General features: G+C 74.3%; 18 protein-coding genes. 13 read left to right on the top strand and 5 right to left on the bottom strand.

Annotation, left to right across the window (positions count from 1 at the left end; all coding sequences use genetic code 11):
• Positions 1-342: 342 nt before the first annotated feature.
• The gene (gene nudC, locus SXIN_RS10090; RefSeq protein ID WP_019706250.1) at positions 343-1,287 is read left to right on the top strand and encodes an NAD(+) diphosphatase; all 945 of its coding nucleotides are present in this window, start codon (positions 343-345) and stop codon (positions 1,285-1,287) included.
• Positions 1,288-1,390: 103 nt separating this feature from the next.
• On the opposite strand, the gene SXIN_RS10085 is transcribed toward nudC, so the two are convergent.
• On the bottom strand, positions 1,391-1,642 hold the full coding sequence (locus tag SXIN_RS10085; RefSeq protein WP_019710156.1) for a mycoredoxin: 252 nt from the start codon (positions 1,640-1,642) through the stop codon (positions 1,391-1,393).
• A gap of 344 nt (positions 1,643-1,986) precedes the next feature.
• On the opposite strand from SXIN_RS10085, the gene SXIN_RS10080 reads away from it, so the two are divergent.
• The 4 genes from SXIN_RS10080 to SXIN_RS10065 all read left to right on the top strand — a co-directional run bounded on the left by SXIN_RS10080 (position 1,987) and on the right by SXIN_RS10065 (position 5,529).
• Positions 1,987-4,218 carry an ATP-dependent DNA helicase UvrD2 gene (locus tag SXIN_RS10080; RefSeq protein ID WP_095756884.1) on the top strand — a complete coding sequence of 744 codons (2,232 nt, stop codon included), beginning with the start codon at positions 1,987-1,989 and terminating at the stop codon, positions 4,216-4,218.
• Positions 4,219-4,381: 163 nt separating this feature from the next.
• On the top strand, positions 4,382-4,705 hold the full coding sequence (locus SXIN_RS10075) for a hypothetical protein (RefSeq protein WP_019710153.1): 324 nt from the start codon (positions 4,382-4,384) through the stop codon (positions 4,703-4,705).
• 135 nt (positions 4,706-4,840) lie between these two features.
• Complete coding sequence (locus tag SXIN_RS10070; protein ID WP_039822418.1) at positions 4,841-5,206, top strand: WhiB family transcriptional regulator; 366 nt, start codon at positions 4,841-4,843, stop codon at positions 5,204-5,206.
• Positions 5,203-5,529 (top strand): hypothetical protein, encoded by a 327-nt coding sequence (locus SXIN_RS10065; RefSeq protein ID WP_019710151.1) that lies wholly within the window; start codon positions 5,203-5,205, stop codon positions 5,527-5,529. The genes SXIN_RS10070 and SXIN_RS10065 overlap by 4 nt, the downstream gene beginning before the upstream one ends.
• A 187-nt stretch (positions 5,530-5,716) precedes the next feature.
• On the opposite strand, the gene SXIN_RS10060 is transcribed toward SXIN_RS10065, so the two are convergent.
• Positions 5,717-7,243 carry an ABC1 kinase family protein gene (locus tag SXIN_RS10060; protein ID WP_019710150.1) on the bottom strand — a complete coding sequence of 509 codons (1,527 nt, stop codon included), beginning with the start codon at positions 7,241-7,243 and terminating at the stop codon, positions 5,717-5,719.
• Positions 7,236-8,477: a ThiF family adenylyltransferase gene (locus SXIN_RS10055; RefSeq protein ID WP_095756883.1), complete on the bottom strand. Its 1,242-nt coding sequence runs from the start codon at positions 8,475-8,477 to the stop codon at positions 7,236-7,238. Before SXIN_RS10055 ends, SXIN_RS10060 begins: the two co-directional genes overlap by 8 nt.
• 194 nt (positions 8,478-8,671) lie before the next feature.
• On the opposite strand from SXIN_RS10055, the gene SXIN_RS10050 reads away from it, so the two are divergent.
• From SXIN_RS10050 to SXIN_RS10035, 4 genes are all read left to right on the top strand, one after another.
• Complete coding sequence (locus tag SXIN_RS10050) at positions 8,672-9,277, top strand: M48 metallopeptidase family protein (protein WP_019710149.1); 606 nt, start codon at positions 8,672-8,674, stop codon at positions 9,275-9,277.
• Between the two features lie 125 nt (positions 9,278-9,402).
• On the top strand, positions 9,403-11,142 hold the full coding sequence (locus SXIN_RS10045) for a TerD family protein (RefSeq protein WP_095756882.1): 1,740 nt from the start codon (positions 9,403-9,405) through the stop codon (positions 11,140-11,142).
• Positions 11,143-11,153: 11 nt separating this feature from the next.
• Positions 11,154-11,837, top strand: a complete 684-nt coding sequence (locus tag SXIN_RS10040) for an AIM24 family protein (RefSeq protein ID WP_019710146.1) — start codon at positions 11,154-11,156, stop codon at positions 11,835-11,837.
• Positions 11,838-11,853: 16 nt separating this feature from the next.
• Positions 11,854-12,615 carry an AIM24 family protein gene (locus tag SXIN_RS10035; protein ID WP_019710145.1) on the top strand — a complete coding sequence of 254 codons (762 nt, stop codon included), beginning with the start codon at positions 11,854-11,856 and terminating at the stop codon, positions 12,613-12,615.
• 103 nt (positions 12,616-12,718) lie between these two features.
• On the opposite strand, the gene SXIN_RS10030 is transcribed toward SXIN_RS10035, so the two are convergent.
• Entirely contained in the window at positions 12,719-13,297 is a 579-nt protein-coding gene (locus SXIN_RS10030; protein WP_019710144.1) for an NUDIX hydrolase, read from the bottom strand.
• On the bottom strand, positions 13,294-14,790 hold the full coding sequence (locus tag SXIN_RS10025; protein ID WP_019710143.1) for a zinc-dependent metalloprotease: 1,497 nt from the start codon (positions 14,788-14,790) through the stop codon (positions 13,294-13,296). The genes SXIN_RS10030 and SXIN_RS10025 overlap by 4 nt, the downstream gene beginning before the upstream one ends.
• Before the next feature lie 196 nt (positions 14,791-14,986).
• On the opposite strand from SXIN_RS10025, the gene SXIN_RS10020 reads away from it, so the two are divergent.
• The 4 genes from SXIN_RS10020 (at position 14,987) to SXIN_RS10005 (ending at position 18,299) form a co-directional block, all read left to right on the top strand.
• Positions 14,987-16,096, top strand: a complete 1,110-nt coding sequence (locus tag SXIN_RS10020) for an SDR family oxidoreductase (RefSeq protein ID WP_039822411.1) — start codon at positions 14,987-14,989, stop codon at positions 16,094-16,096.
• Positions 16,097-16,154: 58 nt separating this feature from the next.
• Complete coding sequence (locus SXIN_RS10015; RefSeq protein WP_019710141.1) at positions 16,155-16,622, top strand: molybdenum cofactor biosynthesis protein MoaE; 468 nt, start codon at positions 16,155-16,157, stop codon at positions 16,620-16,622.
• A 238-nt stretch (positions 16,623-16,860) separates the two neighbouring features.
• The gene (locus tag SXIN_RS10010) at positions 16,861-17,070 is read left to right on the top strand and encodes a hypothetical protein (RefSeq protein WP_019710140.1); all 210 of its coding nucleotides are present in this window, start codon (positions 16,861-16,863) and stop codon (positions 17,068-17,070) included.
• 140 nt (positions 17,071-17,210) lie between these two features.
• Positions 17,211-18,299, top strand: coding sequence for a YlbL family protein (locus SXIN_RS10005; RefSeq protein WP_039822409.1), 1,089 nt, complete (start codon positions 17,211-17,213; stop codon positions 18,297-18,299).
• Positions 18,300-18,421 lie beyond the last annotated feature (122 nt).

The following is an 18,421-nucleotide window of genomic DNA, read 5'->3' as shown; positions in this document are numbered from 1 at the left end:
CGTCCGGGCACCGCGCGGCCATGTCCGGCGGCCGCGGCGGGGCGCCGCGCACCCGCTCCCGGCCGGCAGCCGCCCGCCCCGCCCGGCGCCCGCGCCGTACCGCGCCGGCGGACCCGTTCCACCTGCCGGTCCCGGACCGCGTCCGGCCGGTCCCCGGCCCGTCACGGCGCGGCACACGCCGGCGCCCGCCCGTGCGGCGGAGGGAGAACACCGGCTCCCGCCGGAGCGGCCGGCCGCCCACGGCTCCGGTGGCCGGTCCGTGCCCGCACCCGGCTCCCAGCCGCCGGCTCACACCCGTCCGCACCCGCCCGCACCGTCATCCCGGGGGAGCAGGAAGAAGCCGTGACCATCTCCACCGACCGCCCCGACGCCCCGGACATCCCCCTCACCGCCCCGGGCGGCATCGACCGGGCCGCGCACCACCGCTTCGACGAGGCGTGGCTCGCCGCGGCGTGGAGCCATCCGACGACGCGGGTCTTCGTCGTCTCCGGGGGGCAGGCGCTGATCGACGACACCCCCGGCGGGCGAACCGAGCTGGTGATGACTCCCGCCTTCGAGGCCCCGGTCACCGAGACCCACCGCTACTTCCTCGGCACGGACGAGGAGGGCGTGCGCTACTTCGCGCTGCAGAAGGACGCCCTGCCGGGCCGGATGGACCAGTCCGCCCGCCCGGCCGGCCTGCGGGAGGCGGGGGTGCTGCTCTCCGCGCGCGACGCGGCCCTGATGGCCCACGCCGTCGCCCTGGAGAACTGGCAGCGGCTGCACCGCTTCTGCTCCCGGTGCGGGGAGCGCACCGTCATAGCGGCCGCGGGCCATGTGCGCCGCTGCCCGGCCTGCGGCGCGGAGCACTATCCGCGCACCGACCCGGCCGTGATCATGCTGGTGACCGATGACCGGGACCGCGCGCTGCTCGGCCGCCAGGTGCACTGGCCCGCCGGGCGGTTCTCCACCCTGGCCGGCTTCGTCGAACCGGGGGAGTCGATCGAGCAGGCCGTGGTCCGGGAGGTGGCGGAGGAGGCCGGGGTCGCGGTCGGCGAGGTCCGCTACGTGGCGAGCCAGCCCTGGCCGTTCCCGTCGAGCCTGATGCTCGGCTTCCTGGCCCGCGCCACGTCGCCGCACATCACGGTGGACGGAGAGGAGCTCCACGAGGCGCGCTGGTTCTCCCGGGAGGAGCTGCGGGCGGCCTTCGAGTCCGGCGAGGTGCTGCCGCCGACGGGCATTTCCATCGCGGCCCGGCTGATCGAACTCTGGTACGGCAAGCCGCTGCCCGCGGGCTTCCCGCGCTGAGGCGGGTGCCGCGGGCAGCGGACGGTACGGAGGCCGCGGGAGCGGGCGCCGGGCCCGGGCGGGGCACCGGCGGCGAGCGCGCCCCCGCGCCCCCGCAGCGCCGTCAGACGCCGAGCTTGGCCTTCACCTGGGCCAGCGAGGGGTTGGGCAGCGCGGAGCCGTCCGGGAACAGCACGGTCGGCACCAGCTGGTTGCCGTTGTTCACCTTCTCCACGAACTGCGCCGACTCCGGGTCCTTCTCGATGTTGACCTCGGTGTACGCGATGCCCTCGCGCTCCATCTGGCTCTTCAGCCGGCGGCAGTAGCCGCACCAGGTGGTGCTGTACATCGTCACAGTGCCCGTCGTGCCGGTCATGGATTACGGCTCCTTCGCTGTCGCCTGGTTACGGGGAGGCAACGTGCCGGCGTGCGCGACCATTCCCGGGCCGCGTCCCGTGCGCCCGTGATCCGCCCCTCACCGGACGCCTCCGCCGCCCGCGCACCCGGGCCCGCTCCCGGCTCCGTGCACCACCCCGCAAACAGCGCTCCGTGAGGGCCGTTGGCCCGTGCACCGTGAAGCCGTGCGGCCGGCACCGGACCCCGGCCCGCCGGGGCAGCGACCGGGGCGGCGGGTGCGGCGGCCGGGGAACCGGTACGACCGGAGGGGCCCGGCTGTGGACAACCTCCCGGCCGCTCCGGGGAACCTGGCAGCATGGCGGGGTGACACCAGCGACACCAGCCACTCCCTCCCCGCTCTTCCCGGGCCCCGCGGCGCCGTCGGAGTACCCGGCCGTGCCCGAGGGCGCCGACGCCGTGCTCGCCGGGCTGGACCCGGAACAGCGCGAGGTCGCCACCGCCCTCCACGGACCGGTGTGCGTGCTGGCCGGCGCCGGTACGGGCAAGACCCGCGCCATCACCCACCGCATCGCCTACGGGGTGCGCGCGGGCATCCTCCAGCCGGGCTCCGTGCTCGCGGTGACGTTCACCAACCGGGCCGCCGGCGAGATGCGGGGCCGCCTCCGGCAGCTCGGTGCCACCGGGGTCCAGGCCCGCACGTTCCACTCCGCCGCGCTCCGGCAGCTCCAGTACTTCTGGCCGAAGGCGGTCGGCGGCCCGCTGCCGCGGCTGGTGGAGCGCAAGGTCCAGGTGGTCGCCGAGGCGGCGGCCCGCTGCCGTATCCGCCTGGACCGGGGCGAACTCCGGGACGTCACGGGCGAGATCGAGTGGGCCAAGGTCACCCAGACGGTCCCCGAGGACTACCCGGCGGCCGTCGCCCGCGCCCGCCGCCAGCCGCCCCGGGACCCGGCGGAGACCGCCCGCGTCTACGAGACCTATGAACTCCTCAAGCGCGACCGGGGCGTCATCGACTTCGAGGACGTCCTGCTGCTCACGGTCGGGGTGCTGCAGGACCGGCAGGACATCGCCGACGAGGTCCGCCGCCGGTACCAGCACTTCGTGGTCGACGAGTACCAGGACGTCAGCCCGCTCCAGCAGCGGCTGCTGGACCTGTGGCTGGGCGAGCGGGACAGCCTCTGCGTCGTCGGCGACGCCAGCCAGACCATCTACTCCTTCACCGGGGCCACCCCGGATCACCTGCTGGACTTCCGCGCCCGTCACCCCCGCGCCACCGTCGTCAAACTCGTCCGGGACTACCGCTCCACCCCGCAGGTCGTCCATCTCGCCAACGGTCTGCTCGGGCAGGCCCGCGGCCGTCCCGCGGAACACCGGCTGGAGCTCGTCTCGCAGCGCGGCGCGGGCCCCGAGCCGGCGTTCGCCGAGTACCCGGACGAGCCGGCCGAGGCCGAGGGCACCGCCCGGCGGATCCGGGAGCTGATCGACTCCGGGGTCCGCGCCGGCGAGATCGCCGTGCTGTACCGCATCAACGCCCAGTCGGAGAGCTATGAGCAGGCCCTCGCCGACCAGGGCGTCCCCTACCAGCTCCGCGGCGCGGAACGGTTCTTCGAGCGGCCGGAGGTGCGGGAGGCCGGACTGCTGCTGCGCGGCGCCGCCCGCGCCGGAGGCTCCTCCGACCCCTCGCTCACGGAGACGGACATACCGTCGCAGGTGCGGGCCGTGCTCTCCACCCGGGGATGGAGCCCCGAGCCGCCGGCCGGCTCGGGGGCGGTCCGCGACCGCTGGGAGTCACTGGCCGCGCTCGTGCGTCTCGCCGAGGACTTCGCCCGGGCGCGGCCGCGGGCGGCGCTCGCCGACTTCGTCGCCGAGCTGGGCGAGCGGGCCAGCGCCCAGCACGCGCCGGCGGTGGAAGGCGTCACCCTGGCCTCGCTGCACGCGGCCAAGGGCCTGGAGTGGGACGCGGTCTTCCTGGTCGGCCTGACCGAGGGCATGATGCCGATCACCTACGCCACGACCGACGCGCAGATCGAGGAGGAACGCCGGCTGCTCTACGTCGGCGTCACCCGGGCCCGGGTCCACCTCACCCTCTCCTGGGCCCTGTCCCGGACACCGGGCGGCCGCGCCGGCCGGCGGCCGAGCCGCTTCCTGGACGGGCTGCGGCCCGGCTCCGCCGCACCGGCGGGCGCGGCGGAGCGCGGCCCGGCCGCCGGGGGCGGGGTGGAACGGGGCGGGGCGACGCGACGCCGCAAGCGGGGCCCGGTGCGGTGCCGGGTCTGCGGCCGCACCCTCACCGACGCGGGCGAGATGAAACTGATGCGCTGCGAGGACTGCCCCTCCGAGCTGGACGAGGGCCTCCATGAGCGGCTGCTGGAGTGGCGGGCGGAGCGGGCCCGCGAGCTGGGCCAGCCGGCCTTCTGCGTCTTCACCGACAAGACCCTGCTGGCCATCGCCGAGGCCGTGCCCGGGGATGCCGCCGAACTGGCGGTGATCTCCGGTGTGGGGCGGCGGAAACTGGACCGGTACGGGGCGGACGTCCTGGCCCTCTGCGCGGGTGAGGAGCCATCCGCCGGGACGCCGGACGGGCGGTCCGGCGGCTGATGCGAACTCGTCGGGAAAATAGTTTGCGCATGCCGCCGGATTCCCCATAGGTTCTCTTTCGCGGGCATGACAGGGCCTTTTTCGGGCCCACTGTTCCGTGCTCTACTTGTACGACGGACTGGTTCCCACCAGTCCCCGAGACGCCGAGAGGAGGCGAGCCCCAATGATCAGCATCACCAAACTGGCCGGTCGTGACGTGCCCGTCTCCTGCCTGTCCGGCGTCTCCGTGCTCCGTGGATCCGCCGTGCCCGGCGCCCTCGAAGCACGCCTCGCCGAGCGCTGCCTCCTGGCGAGCGCTCAGCGACCGACCAAGGCACCGGCGGCAGTAGTGGCGGCAGAGGCATCGGCCTATGCCCTCGCGGCCAAGGGTGCCGACCTCCGGCAGATGTGGACCGATGGCGGCTTTGCCAACGGTGCGGCGTCTGCGGCCGAGCACCACACGATTCGGGGCCTCCGCGGCCACGAACCCTGGAGAGATCCAGCCTGATCGCCACGATCAGGTCGGCACCTTCCAGGGCCGCGGAACCCGAACCGGGATCCGCGGCCCTTTTCGTTGCCCCGACCGGCATCGACGACCACCCCCGGCTCACCAGGCCGGCCGAACACAAGGAAGAAACCGACTGTGCCCAGCCCAGCGCCCGCCCCGTCCCGCACGCAGCAGCCCCCCTCCTCTCCACCTGGTCCTCCGGAGGTCCTCTTGTCCCAGCCCACCCGGCTCACGGTGCTCGACGACGAGATCGAGCGTCTCGGCGAGCTCGTTCCCTGCCGCAGCTACGACCCCGAGGTGTTCTTCGCCGAGTCGCCCGCCGACGTCGAGTACGCCAAGTCCCTCTGCCAGACCTGCCCGCTGCGCGAGGCCTGCCTCGCCGGGGCCAAGGACCGGCGCGAGCCGTGGGGCGTCTGGGGCGGCGAGCTGTTCGTCCAGGGTGTGGTCGTGCCGCGGAAGCGGCCCCGTGGCCGCCCGCGCAAGAACCCGGTCGTCGCATGAACGCCCCGGGAACCATCGACCGCCCCCTCACGCACGACCCGAAGAAGCAGGTCCCGACGATGAAGCCGTCCGCCCACGAGCCGTCAGCCGCCCGTACCACCGCCAGAACGGCGTCCGACGCGACCGACTCGCGTCAGAACAGGAACCGAGAAATGCAACTCATCCCAGAAGCCCTGGCTCGTGCTCATATGCACGAGCGCATCCAGGAGGCCGAGTCCGAACGCAGGGCCGTGCGTCTGGCCCGGGCCCGCCGGATGCAGCGCCGGGCCGAGCGCGCCTCGCTCCGCGCCCGGCGCGCGCTGGCCATGGCCGTCATGCAGTAGGGGTCACTCCCCGGCCGTCATGAGACGGCCGCCGCGCGGCAGCGCACCGCAGCCGAAGGGCCGTTCCCGTCCGGGAGCGGCCCTTCGGCCGTGGCACCGGTCCGTTGTCCGGACCGGCCGGAGGACGCACCGGGGCGGACCGGGCCGGGCAGCGCGCCGTCCCCGGCGGTGGACGGTCGTCGGCGTCTCAGCGGCCGGCCGCCTGCTCGAGTGGCTCGTCGGCCGGCTCCTCCACCGCTCCATTCACCGCTCCATCCGCCGGCCCGTCCGCGGGGCCGCACTCCGGGGGGTCCAACGCGCCGGCATCACTCTCACCGGGCCCGGGTTCACCGTCCTCGGCCATGTCCCCGCCCCCGCCGGCCCCGTCCCCGTCCTGGTCCGGGAGGAAACCGGGGAGCCAGTCGCGCAGCTCCTCCCGCAGCCGGACGGTCGCCCCCAGCTGGCACAGCACACCGATGGTGCTCAGGGTGACGCGGTGGATCAGCAGATAGGCGGGCGGCAGATTGAGCTGGCGGCCCAGTTGGTGCGCGGGCGACCGCGGGTCGGCGATCCGCGCCGCCTGGGTCCGCAGCCAGCCGCGGGTGAAGGTGAACTCCTCGGCCCGGGCCGGTTCGATGATCGGCACCAGATAGTCCAGGACGGCGTCCGGGTCCAGCTCCACGGATTCCCTGACGAAGCCCGCCTCGCAGAGCATCGCGTAGACCCCCTCCGCGTCGCCCTCCAGGGCTCCGCGCAGCGCGGCGCCGATCAGCGGCGGCAGCCCGTCCGGCAACCGGTCGACCGTGCCGAAGTCGAGGACGCCCAGCCGCCACTGCTCCGGCCCTCCGCCCTCCGCCGTTCCCGGCAGCAGCCGGAAGTTCCCCGGGTGGGGATCGGCGTGCAGCAGCCCCGTGCGGGCGGTACCGGAGAAGAGGAAACGGGCCAGCAGCTGTCCGGCCCGGTCCCGCTGCTCCGGGGTGCCGTCGGCTATCACCTCCGACAGCGGCACACCGTCCATCCACTCGGTGACGAGCACCTCGGAGCCCTGGTGGACGACATCCGGGATCACCACATCCGGGTCATCGGCGAACTCGGCGGCGTGATCGCGCTGCGCCTGGGCCTCCAGGGCGTAGTCCAGCTCCTCCGAGACCCGGTCGCGCAGCTCGGCGATGAGCGGCTTGATGTCCATTCCGGGGATGAGCGGGCCCAGCAGCCGGGCGAACCGGCCGAGCTGCGTGAGATCGGAGAGCAGCGCCTCACCCGCGCCCGGGTACTGCACCTTGACGGCCACCTCCCGGCCGTCGTGCCAGACGGCGCGGTGCACCTGGCCGATCGAGGCCGCGGCCGCCGGCTTGTCCTCGAACTCCTCGAAGAGATCACGCCAGTCGGACCCGAGCCGTTTCTCCAGTGCGGCGTGCACGCTCTGGGACGGCATCGGAGGCGCGGCCTCCTGGAGCCTGGTGAGGGCGGCGCGGTAGGGGCCGGCGATCTCCTCCGGGAGGGCGGACTCGAAGACGGAGAGGGCCTGCCCGACCTTCATGGCCCCGCCCTTGAGCTGGCCCAGGGTCGAGAAAAGCTGCTCGGCCGTCCGCTGCTGCAGCTCACTGGCGATCATCTCGGCGGGCCGCCCGCCGATCCGTTTCCCGAGCCCGAGGGCGGTGCGTCCGGCGAAGCCCAGTGGCAGCGCCGCCAGTTTGGCGGTCCGGGTGACCGCCTTGCGGGGAAGATCAGACATGCGCTCCTCCAACGTCACTGCGCTTCACCGGAGGGCAGCCGCCCTCCGCGTCGGTGCCCGGACCGGCCCGTTCCGGCCGTTCCGGTGGTCCGGCACCATCTGGTGAGTATGGACGCTCGACCGCTTCATACGCACCGCACCCGCAGGCCCGGTGCGGTGTGATGGAACACGGTTCCCACGCCAGATCGGGCAGTGCGAGCTCCAGCCGCGCCCCGGCGCACACCGGCGGCCGGCCGTCCAGAAAGGCCAGCGCGTGGGCCGCCGCCAGCCCCGCCACCACGGTGGCCAGCGCCGTGTCACAGGCCGGCTCGGCCGGGTTCCGGGCCGACCGCCACTGGGCGAGCAGCCGGGACCAGGCGGGATCCCGCTCGGAGCGGTGCCGTTGCAGACAGCCCGCGCAGGCCGACTCACCCGGCAGCACCAGCGGGCCGACCACGCCCGTGCCCTCCAGTACACCGGCATAGAGATGAGGGATGCCGGAGGCGAGCAGCGCCTCGGCCGGCACGGGATCGGGGGCGTAGGCGCCGAGACCGTCGCGCGGGGCCAGCACCGTCAGGGCGAGCCCCGCCCCGGGCGGCGGGCCTCCGCCGCCGGGCCCTCTCCGCCGGGCCCGGCCCCGCGCCGTCGCGGCGGCGCGGACGGCCTTGCGGGCGGCGGTGTCCCGGCGCTCGCCGGCCGCTTCCGGTGGCAGCCCGCCGGGGCCGGTCTCCCAGGGCGCGACCCGGCCGCCGTCCACCACGTCGACCTGTCCCACCCCCGCGGCCGAGAGCGCCGTCGCGACGGCCGCGCCGACCCGCCCGGCACCCCGTACCTGGACCCGTGCCGCCCCGCGCGCCGCCAGCCGGCGCCTGCCGCCGCCCGGTTCCGGATCGACCACCGACAGGGAACCCAGGTCGGCCCGCAGCCGGTCCGGGACCCCGGCCCGCTCCCGGCGCTCCGGCGGAGGGAGGCCCTCCGCCGCCGGGCCGTCGCGCGGCGCCGTCGGATCGTCCAGCAGACCCGCCGCCGCCAGACGCCTCAGCAGCTCACCGGGCCGGTCCCCGGACAGGCCCAGGGCCGCCGCCTCCGCCCGCAGCAGCGGAAGTCCCCGGGTGCCGTCCAGCAGGGAGAGGAAACTGCCGGTCGCCGTGTCGACCGGGCCCAGCAGCACGGCGTGTGCGGGCGTCACCCCGAACTGCACCGTCTGCCGGTCCCGCCAGCCGCGCCGCAGCACGGGCTTGATGATCGGATGCATGGCCGCCCCCTCGGTTTCTCCCGCTCGGTTCCTCTCCGACGGGTGCCAGCATGGCCGGGCGGGCGGACTCCCCGCCGAAAGTTGTCCACAGGGCCTGTGGATGGTCATCTCATCGGTCTCCACTTGTGGGGGAGTCGCGCACGAAGCGAAGACGGGCGGGACTTCCCGTGCCCGCAGCGGGTAACGTCGGCAGGGTGCCCTCCGATCCACTGAGCCGCGCCGGAGAGAACCCCCTCAGCACACCGGGCCGGCTCGGCCAGCCGCCCCGCCGTTCCCGGACCAGCGCGGTCGAGGTGCGCAGAAGCGCCCGCCGGCGCCGTACGGTCTCCGCCTACCGCGAGGGCGACCGCACGGTCGTCCTCATCCCGGCCCGGATGTCGCAGGCGGAGGAGGAACGCTGGGTGACGGTGATGCTGGACCGGCTCGCCGCCCAGGAGAGCCGGCGCATGCTGGGCGACAGCGAACTCGCCGAGCGGGCCGGGCGCCTGTCCGCGCAGTACCTCGACGGCAGGGCGCGCCCCCGGACCGTCCGCTGGGTCACCAACCAGAACACCCGCTGGGGCTCGTGCACCCCCGCGGAGGGCAGCATCCGCCTGTCACACCGGCTGCAGGGCATGCCCGGTTATGTGACGGACTACGTCCTCCTCCACGAACTCGCGCATCTGCTGGTCCCGGGCCACGGGGCCGACTTCTGGCGGCTGCTGGAGGCCTACCCCCGGACGGAGCGCGCCCGCGGCTACCTGGAGGGCGTGGTCGCGGCCGGACGGCTGCCGCATCTCACCGGCGACCCGGACGCCTGACCGCGCCGGTCCCGGTACGAGCCCGGGGCGAAACCTTTTCCGCCCCGAGATCGCCGGGGGCCGTGACCAGCGGCTAGCCTGGCGCGCAAGCACGTACAGCTCGGGATGGGGGACGGTCGTTACGCATGGCCAGGGAATTCCAGCGCGGCCACAAGGCCAGGATCAGTGACCTGACAGCGGGGACGGATCTGTACGTCGGTGTGCAGATATCCGGTCCCGGACTGTCCTTCGACATCAGCTGCTTCGGTCTCGACGCGGACGAACGGCTGTCCGACGACCGGTACTTCGTCTTCTTCAACCAGCCCACGTCGCCCGAGGAGTCGATTCAGCTCCTCGGCGCGCAGGCGGGGGACACCGAGTCCTTCCGCGTCACCCTCGACCGCGTCCCGGACGGCATCCACCGGCTGTCGTTCACCGCGACGATCGACGGTGCGGGTCAGATGTCCCAGGTGGGCGCCGGCTACCTCCGGATCGTCGCGGGCGGCGAGGAAGTGGCGCGCTACGCCTTCGACGGCTCGGAGTTCAGCACCGAACGGGCGGTGATGCTCGGCGACTTCTACCGGAAGGACGTCTGGCGGTTCGCCGCCGTGGGACAGGGGTTCGACGGCGGGCTGGACGCGCTGCTGAAGAACTTCGGCGGCGAGGTGCTGGAGGAGGAGACCCCGGAGCCGCAGCAGTCCGCGCCGCAGCAGGGCGGGGCGGTGCCCGGGTTCGCCCCGCCGGCGGCCGCGCCCGCCGCGCCGCCCGCGTTCGGCGTCCCGGTGGGGCCGCCCCCGTCGGCACCGCAGCCCGCGGCACCGCAGGCGCCCGCTCCCCAGGCGCCACCCGCGCCGCCGCCCGCACCCGCGCCGCAGGCCACGCCGCCGCAGTTCACGCCTCCGCAGGGCTCCCCGCCGGCGCCCCCCGCCCCGCAGCCCGCCGCCCCGCCGCCCCACGCCGGGGCACCGACCCTCGCCGCGCCCCTGGCGCCTCCCGGTCCGGTGCAGCCGCCCGGTCCCCCGCAGCCCCCGGCGGCGCCCGCCGCGCCCTACGGCCCGCCGCCCGGCTCACAGGCTCCGTTCCCCGGCGCCCAGCCGCCCGGGGCACCCGCCCCGTACGGCCATCCGTCGCCGGTGCCCGGCCAGATTCCCGGTCAGCCCGGTCAGTTCGGTCAGCCCGGGCAGCCCGGCCCGTACGGCCCGCCGCAGGGCGCGGGCGCCGCCCCCGCCGGCCTGGGGAGCGTCCTGGAGAAGTACCGCGAGGTGCCCACCGGGCAGCGGTGGACGCTGCAGAGCCGGCAGCTCGTCCGGGTCGACCTCGGCGCCGACGACCGGCCGGTGCTGGCCCGCCAGGGCAGCATGGTGCTCTACCAGGGCAAGGTCGACTTCGGCTACAAGGGAGCGGGCTTCGCCGGCCGGGTCGTCGGCAACGCCACCGGCCAGGAGATGCAACTGATGCGCTGCACCGGCCGCGGCCAGGTCTTCCTCGCCGAGGACGCCTCCGAGATTCACCCGATCGAGCTGCAGGGCGACGCGATCTGCGTCTCGGCCGAGAACGTCCTCGCCTTCGACGAGTCCCTCCAGTACGAGGTGCGGAGGATCGAGGGCCACGGCATCCCCGGCGGAGCGCTCTTCACCATGCTCTTCCAGGGCTCCGGCACCGTCGTGGTGAAGACGCGGGGGGCCCCGGTGGTCCTCCCCGTCACCCCGACGACCTTCGCCGACAGCAACGCCGTCGTCGCCTGGTCCGCCGCCTCGCAGGTGATCATCTCCAGCCAGGTGCGGCTGCGCCGCAACGCCTATCCCGGTCACAGCGGGGAGACCGTGAACCTCCAGTTCCGCGGTGCGCCCGGCAATTTCATCGTCGTCCAGCCGTACGAGGTCTGAGGGAGCCCGTGATGGACCAGCACATGATCTCGGGCTATGCCCCGGCCCCGGTGGCCGCCCGGATGGAGAACCACGGCCCGAGCATGCTCCGGGTCGCCATGCAGAGCGGACAGGACCTCTTCGCCCGCACCGGCTCGATGGTCGCCTACGAGGGATTCGTCCAGTACGAGCCCAACCCGCCGGCCGTGCGCCAGATGGCCTCGCAATGGCTCACCGGCGAGGGCGCGCCGCTGATGAAGTGCAGCGGTGACGGCCTGCTCTATCTCGCCGACTACGGCGCCGACGTCGTCTGCGTCAACCTCGCCGACGAGGCGCTGTCGGTCAACGGCACCAATCTCCTCGCCTTCGACGCACACCTCCAGTGGGGCGTCCAGCGGGTCAAGGGGATGGCCAAGTTCGCCGGCCAGGGCCTCTTCAACGTGGCCGTCTCCGGCACCGGCTGGGTGGCCCTGACCTCGCGCGGCACCCCCATCGTCGTCGACTGCGGCCGCGGCGAGGACGAGACCTATGTGGACCCGGACGCCCTGGTGGCCTGGTCCAGCGGTCTGAAGATGAAGGGGAAGCGCAGCTTCAAGGCGTCCTCGATGATCGGCCGCGGCAGCGGCGAGGCGTACCAGCTCGGCTTCTCCGGGCAGGGCTTCGTCGTCGTCCAGCCGAGCGAGGACAGCACCGACCGGCTCCGGGCCCGGGGCTGAGGGGGGACGGGAAGAGATGCAGAGTCCGCTGTTCGGCCACACCGAGAACCAGACCCAGGAGCGCTACTCCCTGCAGAACCCGCAGATGCTGCGGGTCGTGCTCGGCGGCCACGACGACATCCTCGCCCGCAAGGGCAGCATGGTCGCCTACCAGGGCCTGGTCGAGTTCGACGGCGAGTACCAGACGCCGGGCCGGCGCCGGTCCCGCGCCCGCACCGGTGAGGGCCTGGACCTGATGCGCTGCTCCGGCCAGGGCACCGTCTATCTGGCCAACCTCGCGCAGTACGTGCACCTCCTGGACGTGGACGAGGAAGGGCTCACCGTCGACAGCGCGTACGTCCTCGCGCTGGACTCCGCGCTGCACTGGGAGACCATCGCCGTCGACAGCCAGTTCGGCATCTCCGGTTCCGGCGCCTACAACCTGCAGATCTCCGGGCGGGGCAAGGTCGCGCTGATGACCTCGGGCAAGCCGCTGATGCTGCAGGTGACGCCCGACAAGTACGTCAACGCGGACGCCGACGCGGTGGTCGCCTGGTCGACGTCGCTGCGGGTGCAGATGCAGGCGCAGACCCACTCCTCCGGGGTCTTCCGGCGGCGCGGCAACACCGGCGAGGGCTGGGAGCTCAGCTTCCTCGGCCAGGGGTACGCCCTCGTCCAGCCGAGCGAGCTGCTGCCCCCGCAGAACGCCGTCGCCGGCCAGGGGCTCCGCGCCCAGTACGGCATGGGACCGCAGGGCGCGCAGGGCCAGAACCAGGGGAACATCTGGACGAACCGCTGACGCCCCGGCACGGGACGCCGGTCCGCGGCCGACAGGGCCCCGGGCCGGCGTCCGCCGTCGCGGCCGGCGCGAGCCGTTGCGCCGGCCCGGCCGTGCGGTGCCGTCACAGCAGCGCGCGGGTGCCCTCCGCCAGCCGGACCACGGACGCGTCCGCCACGCGCGGCACCTCGTCCCAGCCGTACCAGCGCAGTTCCAGGGACTCCCCGCTGACCGCCTCCACCGATCCGGCCGGGGCGAGGGCCGCGTACTGCACGTCCAGGTGCCAGGCGCAGGGGGTCCGGTGCCGGTCGAGCCGGACCGGTCCGCCGGGGAGCAGTTCCAGCCCGGGGATGCCGGACTCCTCGGTGGCCTCCCGCAGCGCGGCGCCCGCCAGCGTGGCGTCCTCCGGCTCGCAGTGGCCGCCGGTCTGCAGCCACATCCCCAGCTTCCGGTGCAGGGTCAGCAGTATCCGCCCGGTCCCCGGATCCACCACCAGCGCGCTGGCCGTGATGTGCCCCTCGCGGCAGTTCTTCCACATGCCGTCCGGGTGGGCGCCCAGATGGCCGAGGTAGTCCCGCCGCAGCTCCTCCTGGCCGGGACCGTCCGGGGGCGGCGAGCCCGGGGCCGGAGGTACGGCCGGGGCCGGCGGAAGCCGCGGGCTCCAGTTCTCCAGGACGCGGGTCGCTTCCGCGTGCAGGCTCACTTCTCGCCGTCGTCCTCCCGGCCGGACCCGTCCCGGCCACCGGAGCCGCGGGACTCCTCGCCGTCCCCGTTTCTGTTCCTGTTTCCGTTGCCGTCTCCGTTGCCGCCACCGTGCCCGGTGTCCTTGCCGGAGCCGTCGGCCGCCTCCCCGAGCATCTTGTCCAGCTCGGAGAAGTCCACCTGCTCGCGGTGGACGAAGCCGTCCGGGTCGTCGAGGTCCTCCGCGGTGGGCAGCATGTCCGGGTGCTCCCAGAGCGCGTCCCGGCCGTCGGCTCCGCGGGCGTCGGTGAGCGAGGCCCACAGCCGGGAGGCGTCCCGCAGCCGGCGCGGCCGCAGCTCCAGTCCGATGAGCGTGGCGAAGGTCTGTTCGGCCGGCCCGCCGGTGGCGCGGCGGCGCCGCAGCATCTCGCGGAGCGCGCCCGACGACGGCAGATGCGGCGAGGCCGCCGCGTGCACCACCGCGTCCACCCAGCCCTCGACCAGGGCGAGGGCCGTCTCCAGCCGCGCCAGCGCCGACTTCTGCTCGGGGGTGTCCTCGGGCTGGAACATGCCCTGCTGCAGGGCGTCCTGCAGCTGCTCGGGACGCGAGGGATCGAGCTGGCCGACGACGTCCTCCAGCTTGGCGGTGTCCACCTTGATGCCGCGCGCGTAGCCCTCGACGGCGCCGAACAGATGCGAGCGCAGCCACGGCACATGGGCGAAGAGCCGCTGGTGTGCGGCTTCCCGCAGGGCCAGGTAGAGCCGTACCTCGTCCAGCGGCACACCGAGGTCCTCGCCGAAGGCGGCGATGTTCACCGGCAGCAGCGCGGCCTTCCGCGGCGGTCCGAGCGGCAGGCCGATGTCGGTCGAACCGACCACCTCGCCCGCGAGCGTGCCCACGGCCTGGCCGATCTGGGTGCCGAACATGGCACCGCCCATCGACCGCATCATCCCGAGCAGCGGGCCCGCCATGGCCTGCATCTCCTCGGGCAGGACGTCGCCCATGGCACCCGCGACGCGCTCGGCGACCGGGTCCACCAGTTCCTTCCACGCCGGCAGCGTCGCCTCGACCCACTCGGCACGGCTCCAGGCCACCGCCGAGCTCGATCCGGAGGGCAGCGAGGTGACCCCGTCCAGCCAGAGGTCCGCGAGCCGCACGGCCTCCTCGACGGACGACCGGTCGCCGGGGGTGACGCTCGGGTCCCCGGCGCCCTCGGCGGCCCCCCGGGCCACGGTCTGCCGTGCGATGTCCTTGGCCATGTCCCAGTTCACCGGGCCGCCCTCGTAGGAGAGCATCTGGCCGAGCTGCTGGAAGGCGGCGCCCAGATCGTTCGGGTTCAGGGAACCGAACATCGCCGCGAGCGGGTTGTCACCGCCCGGGCCTCCGGGCCCCGTGCCGAACCCGAAGGGATTCGCCGGGCCCCGGCCACCGCCCTCGCCGCCCTGCTTCCTGCCGTCGTCGCCGTCCTCCGGCTCCTCCGGCGGAAGGCCGAATCCGAATGGGTTGTCACTCACGGGCTTCCTCGGCTCGTAGGGCCGCCGGCTCCGGCCGGCGGCGACTGTCCGGCGTCACCACCCAGCGTAGACACGTCGGCCGCGTTCTAGGCTCGGGTGCTCCGCCGCCCCACCGCCTGCGGCAGGATGGACGCCACCTGGTCCGTACGCTCAGGCGCACGTACGCATGTACGCAGACAACCGCTGGAGACGCCCGGTGAGTTCCCCAGACCCTCAAGTTCGCGCAACGCGAAACCCCCCGCCGGCGACCGTGCGGCGGCCTGTCGTCGCGGTCACCGGCGCCGCGACCGGAGCCGGGGAGCTGCTGACCCGGCGGCTCGCGGCCTCCGAAGAAATCAAGCAGGTCATCGCCATCGACGAGCGGCGCGGTGAGGTGCCCGAGGCCGAGTGGCACCTGCTCGACGTGCGCGATCCGCTCATCGCCGGGAAGCTCCGCGGGGTGGACGTGGTGGTGCACCTCGCCCTCGACCTCGATCTGGAGTCCGACGCGGCCGCCCGCACCGCGTACAACGTGCGCGGCACCCAGACCGTCCTCACCGCGGCCGCGGCCGCCGGTGTGCACCGCGTCGTGCTGTGCACCTCGGCGATGGTCTACGGCGCCCTGCCCGACAACGACGTACCGCTCGCGGAGGACGCCGAACTGCGCGCCACCGCGGACGCCACAGGCGTCGGCGACCTGCTGGAGATCGAACGGCTGGGCCGCCGGGCACCCCGCGCCCACCCCGGTCTCAACGTCACGGTGGCCCGCCCCACCGTGCTGGTCGGCGGCACGGATACGGCCCTGACCCGCTATTTCGAGTCACCGCGGCTGCTGGTCGTCGCGGGCTCCCGCCCGACCTGGCAGTTCTGCCACATGGACGATCTCGTGAGCGCGCTGGAGTGCGCGGCGCTGGAGAAGGTCGAGGGCGAGTTCGTGGTCGGCTGCGACGGCTGGCTGGAGCAGGAGGAGATCGAGGAGCTCTCCGGGATCCGGCGGATGGAACTGCCGTCCGCCGTCGCGCTCGGCGCGGCCTCCCGGCTGCACCGGCTCGGCCTCACTCCGTCCCCGGCCGGCGACCTGGCGTACACGATGCACCCCTGGGTCGTCAGCGGCAGCAGGCTGCACGACGCCGGGTGGCGGCCGCGGTACACGAACGAGGAGGTCCTGGCCGAACTGCTGGACGAGGTGGCGGGCCGGCACACGGTCGCCGGCCGCAGGCTGGGCCGCAAGGACGCGACCACGCTGGGCGCCGCGGGCGCCACCGTCGCGCTGGTCGGCACGGCCGCGCTGGTGCGCCGGGCGCGCAAGGCACGCCGCCGCATCTGAGCGCCGGCCGCCGCGGCGTGCGGGCGCCTGTTCCGAGATCCCCGTCCGGTGGGGCACGATGGGCGCCATGGCACGTACGTACGAGCATCCCGGCGAGCAGGCCCATCCCGACCCGATCCGCCTGCTGGCGGTCCGTGACAGCCCGCTCTCGCTCGACGAGGTGTTCGGTGCCGTGCCGGACGACGCCGCGGGCGGCACCGCGCTCTTCGTCGGCACGGTGCGGGACCACGACGAGGGCGCCGGTGTGGCCGCCCTGGGCTACACCGCGCACCCCACGGCCGAGGCCGAGCTGCGGCGGGTGGCGGAGAAGGTGGCCGCCGAGTTCCCGGTACGGGCGCTGGCCGCCGTCCACCGGGTGGGCGATCTGGCGGTGGGGGATCTGGCCGTGGTGGTCGCGGTCTCCTGTCCGCACCGGGCCGAGGCGTTCGACGCCTGCCGCCGCCTCATCGACGACCTCAAGCACGAGGTCCCCATCTGGAAGCACCAGCGGTTCACGGACGGTACCGAGGAGTGGGTGGGGGCGTAGAGGGACGGCGCGCGGGAGACGGTGCGCGAGCCCTCGCGGGCGGGACGCGACCCGGGGGCGGGCGGCCGGACGGTGTACGGTCCGTCACGCCGGGTATCACCCGGGACAGTCACCGCGCTGCCGCCCGGTTGCGTAACCGCCCCCCTGCCGTGAGCGTTGACAGTGCGGATGGCTAATCTGCTCATCTGTTGTTGACTGCGCTGATGAACGCGCTGGTGCAGGGAGTCGGGAGGCCGGCATGGCGGCTGTCGCCTGGTTGCTGATTCCGGTGGTCGCGGCGGTGGCCGCGGGGGTGTGGGCCCGCTGGGCCGCGCGCAAACGCAAGACGGGGGACGTCGCCGAGCTCGCGGGCTACGCGAGGTTCCGGGAGGCGATGGAGCGCCCCGGCTCCGCCCCCGGACCGGCCGCCTCGGACCGGGGCCCCGCCTCCGGCTCCGACGCCGCCTGACATCGGTCGTCCTCCCTTCGGGCGCCGGCCCCACCGGGCCGCCGGGAGCCCTCGCGGGCCGTCCGTGAGCCCTTCCGGGGCGGTCCCCGGACGGCCCGCCCGGCGAGTGCACCGGTGACCCGTTCCCGTACTGTCGTTCCATGCCACGCCGCACTGCGACGATGCTCGCCTCCACCCTGATGCTGATCGCGCTGCTGTGCGCCGGGGTGCTGATCCCGGTGCCGTACTCCGAGATGTCTCCCGGTCCGACCGTGAACACGCTGGAGAAGCACGGTGGCGAGGAGGTGCTCCGGGTGACGGGCCGGAAGACGTATCCGGCGGACGGCCATCTCAACATGACGACGGTCAGGGTCACCGGCGCCGACTACCGGATGAACCTCGCCGAGGCGGTCTACGGCTGGCTGTCCCCGAACGCCGTCGTACCGCACAGCACCCTCTACCCGGACGGGCAGACGGCGGAGCAGGCGGACGAGGAGAACGCCGAGGAGTTCAGCCAGTCGCAGGAGAGCGCCAAGGTGGCGGCCCTCAAGGAGCTGGGCATACCCGTGACCTCGCGGGTGGTCGTGGCCTCCGTTGTCAAGGACGGTGCCTCCGAGGGCAGACTGCACGCCGGTGACGTGATCAGGGCCGTGGACGGGAAGGCGGTGCGCAAGCCCGCGGACGTGGCGGACTTCGTCACGGAGCACGAGCCGGGCGAACGGGTCGAGTTCACCGTCGTACCGGCCAAGAAGGCCGAGGCGGCCGAGAAGGCGGGCAAGCCCGAGCCGAAGGCCACCGAGACGGTCACCGTCACCGCCGGGAAGGCGCCCGAGGACGGCCGTGCGCTCGTCGGCATCCAGGCCGGGACGGATCACACCTTCCCGTTCGACATCGACATCAAGCTCGCGGACGTCGGCGGTCCCAGCGCCGGGCTGATGTTCTCGCTCGGCATCGTCGACAAGCTGACGCCCGGGTCGCTGACCGGCGGGAAGTTCGTCGCCGGCACCGGGACGATCGACGACGCCGGCAAGGTCGGCCCCATCGGCGGGATCCAGATGAAGACGATCGGCGCCCGGGAGCAGGGCGCCGAGTTCTTCCTGACCCCGGAGGACAACTGCCCGGCCGCTCTCGTCGGCAAGCCGGACGGGCTGACCCTCGTCAAGGTCCGCACGCTGCGGGACGCCGTGGACTCGCTGGAGAAGATCGCCGAGGGCGGGACGGCCGGCCTGCCCGGCTGCTCGGCGAAGTGACCCGGCCGGCGCCCGCCGGTCCGTACGCGCCCCCGGGCGCCGCCCGGCCCGCCCGGGGGCGCGGAACCCGCCGGGCCCGGAGCCGGGCGGAACCGCGGCCCGGCCCGGCGGCCCGGCCCGCG

This window comes from Streptomyces xinghaiensis S187, from assembly GCF_000220705.2.
GTDB classification, from domain to species: domain Bacteria; phylum Actinomycetota; class Actinomycetes; order Streptomycetales; family Streptomycetaceae; genus Streptomyces; species Streptomyces xinghaiensis.
Note: the sequence above shows the minus strand (reverse complement) of the source record. Positions and strands in the feature narration are given on the sequence as shown.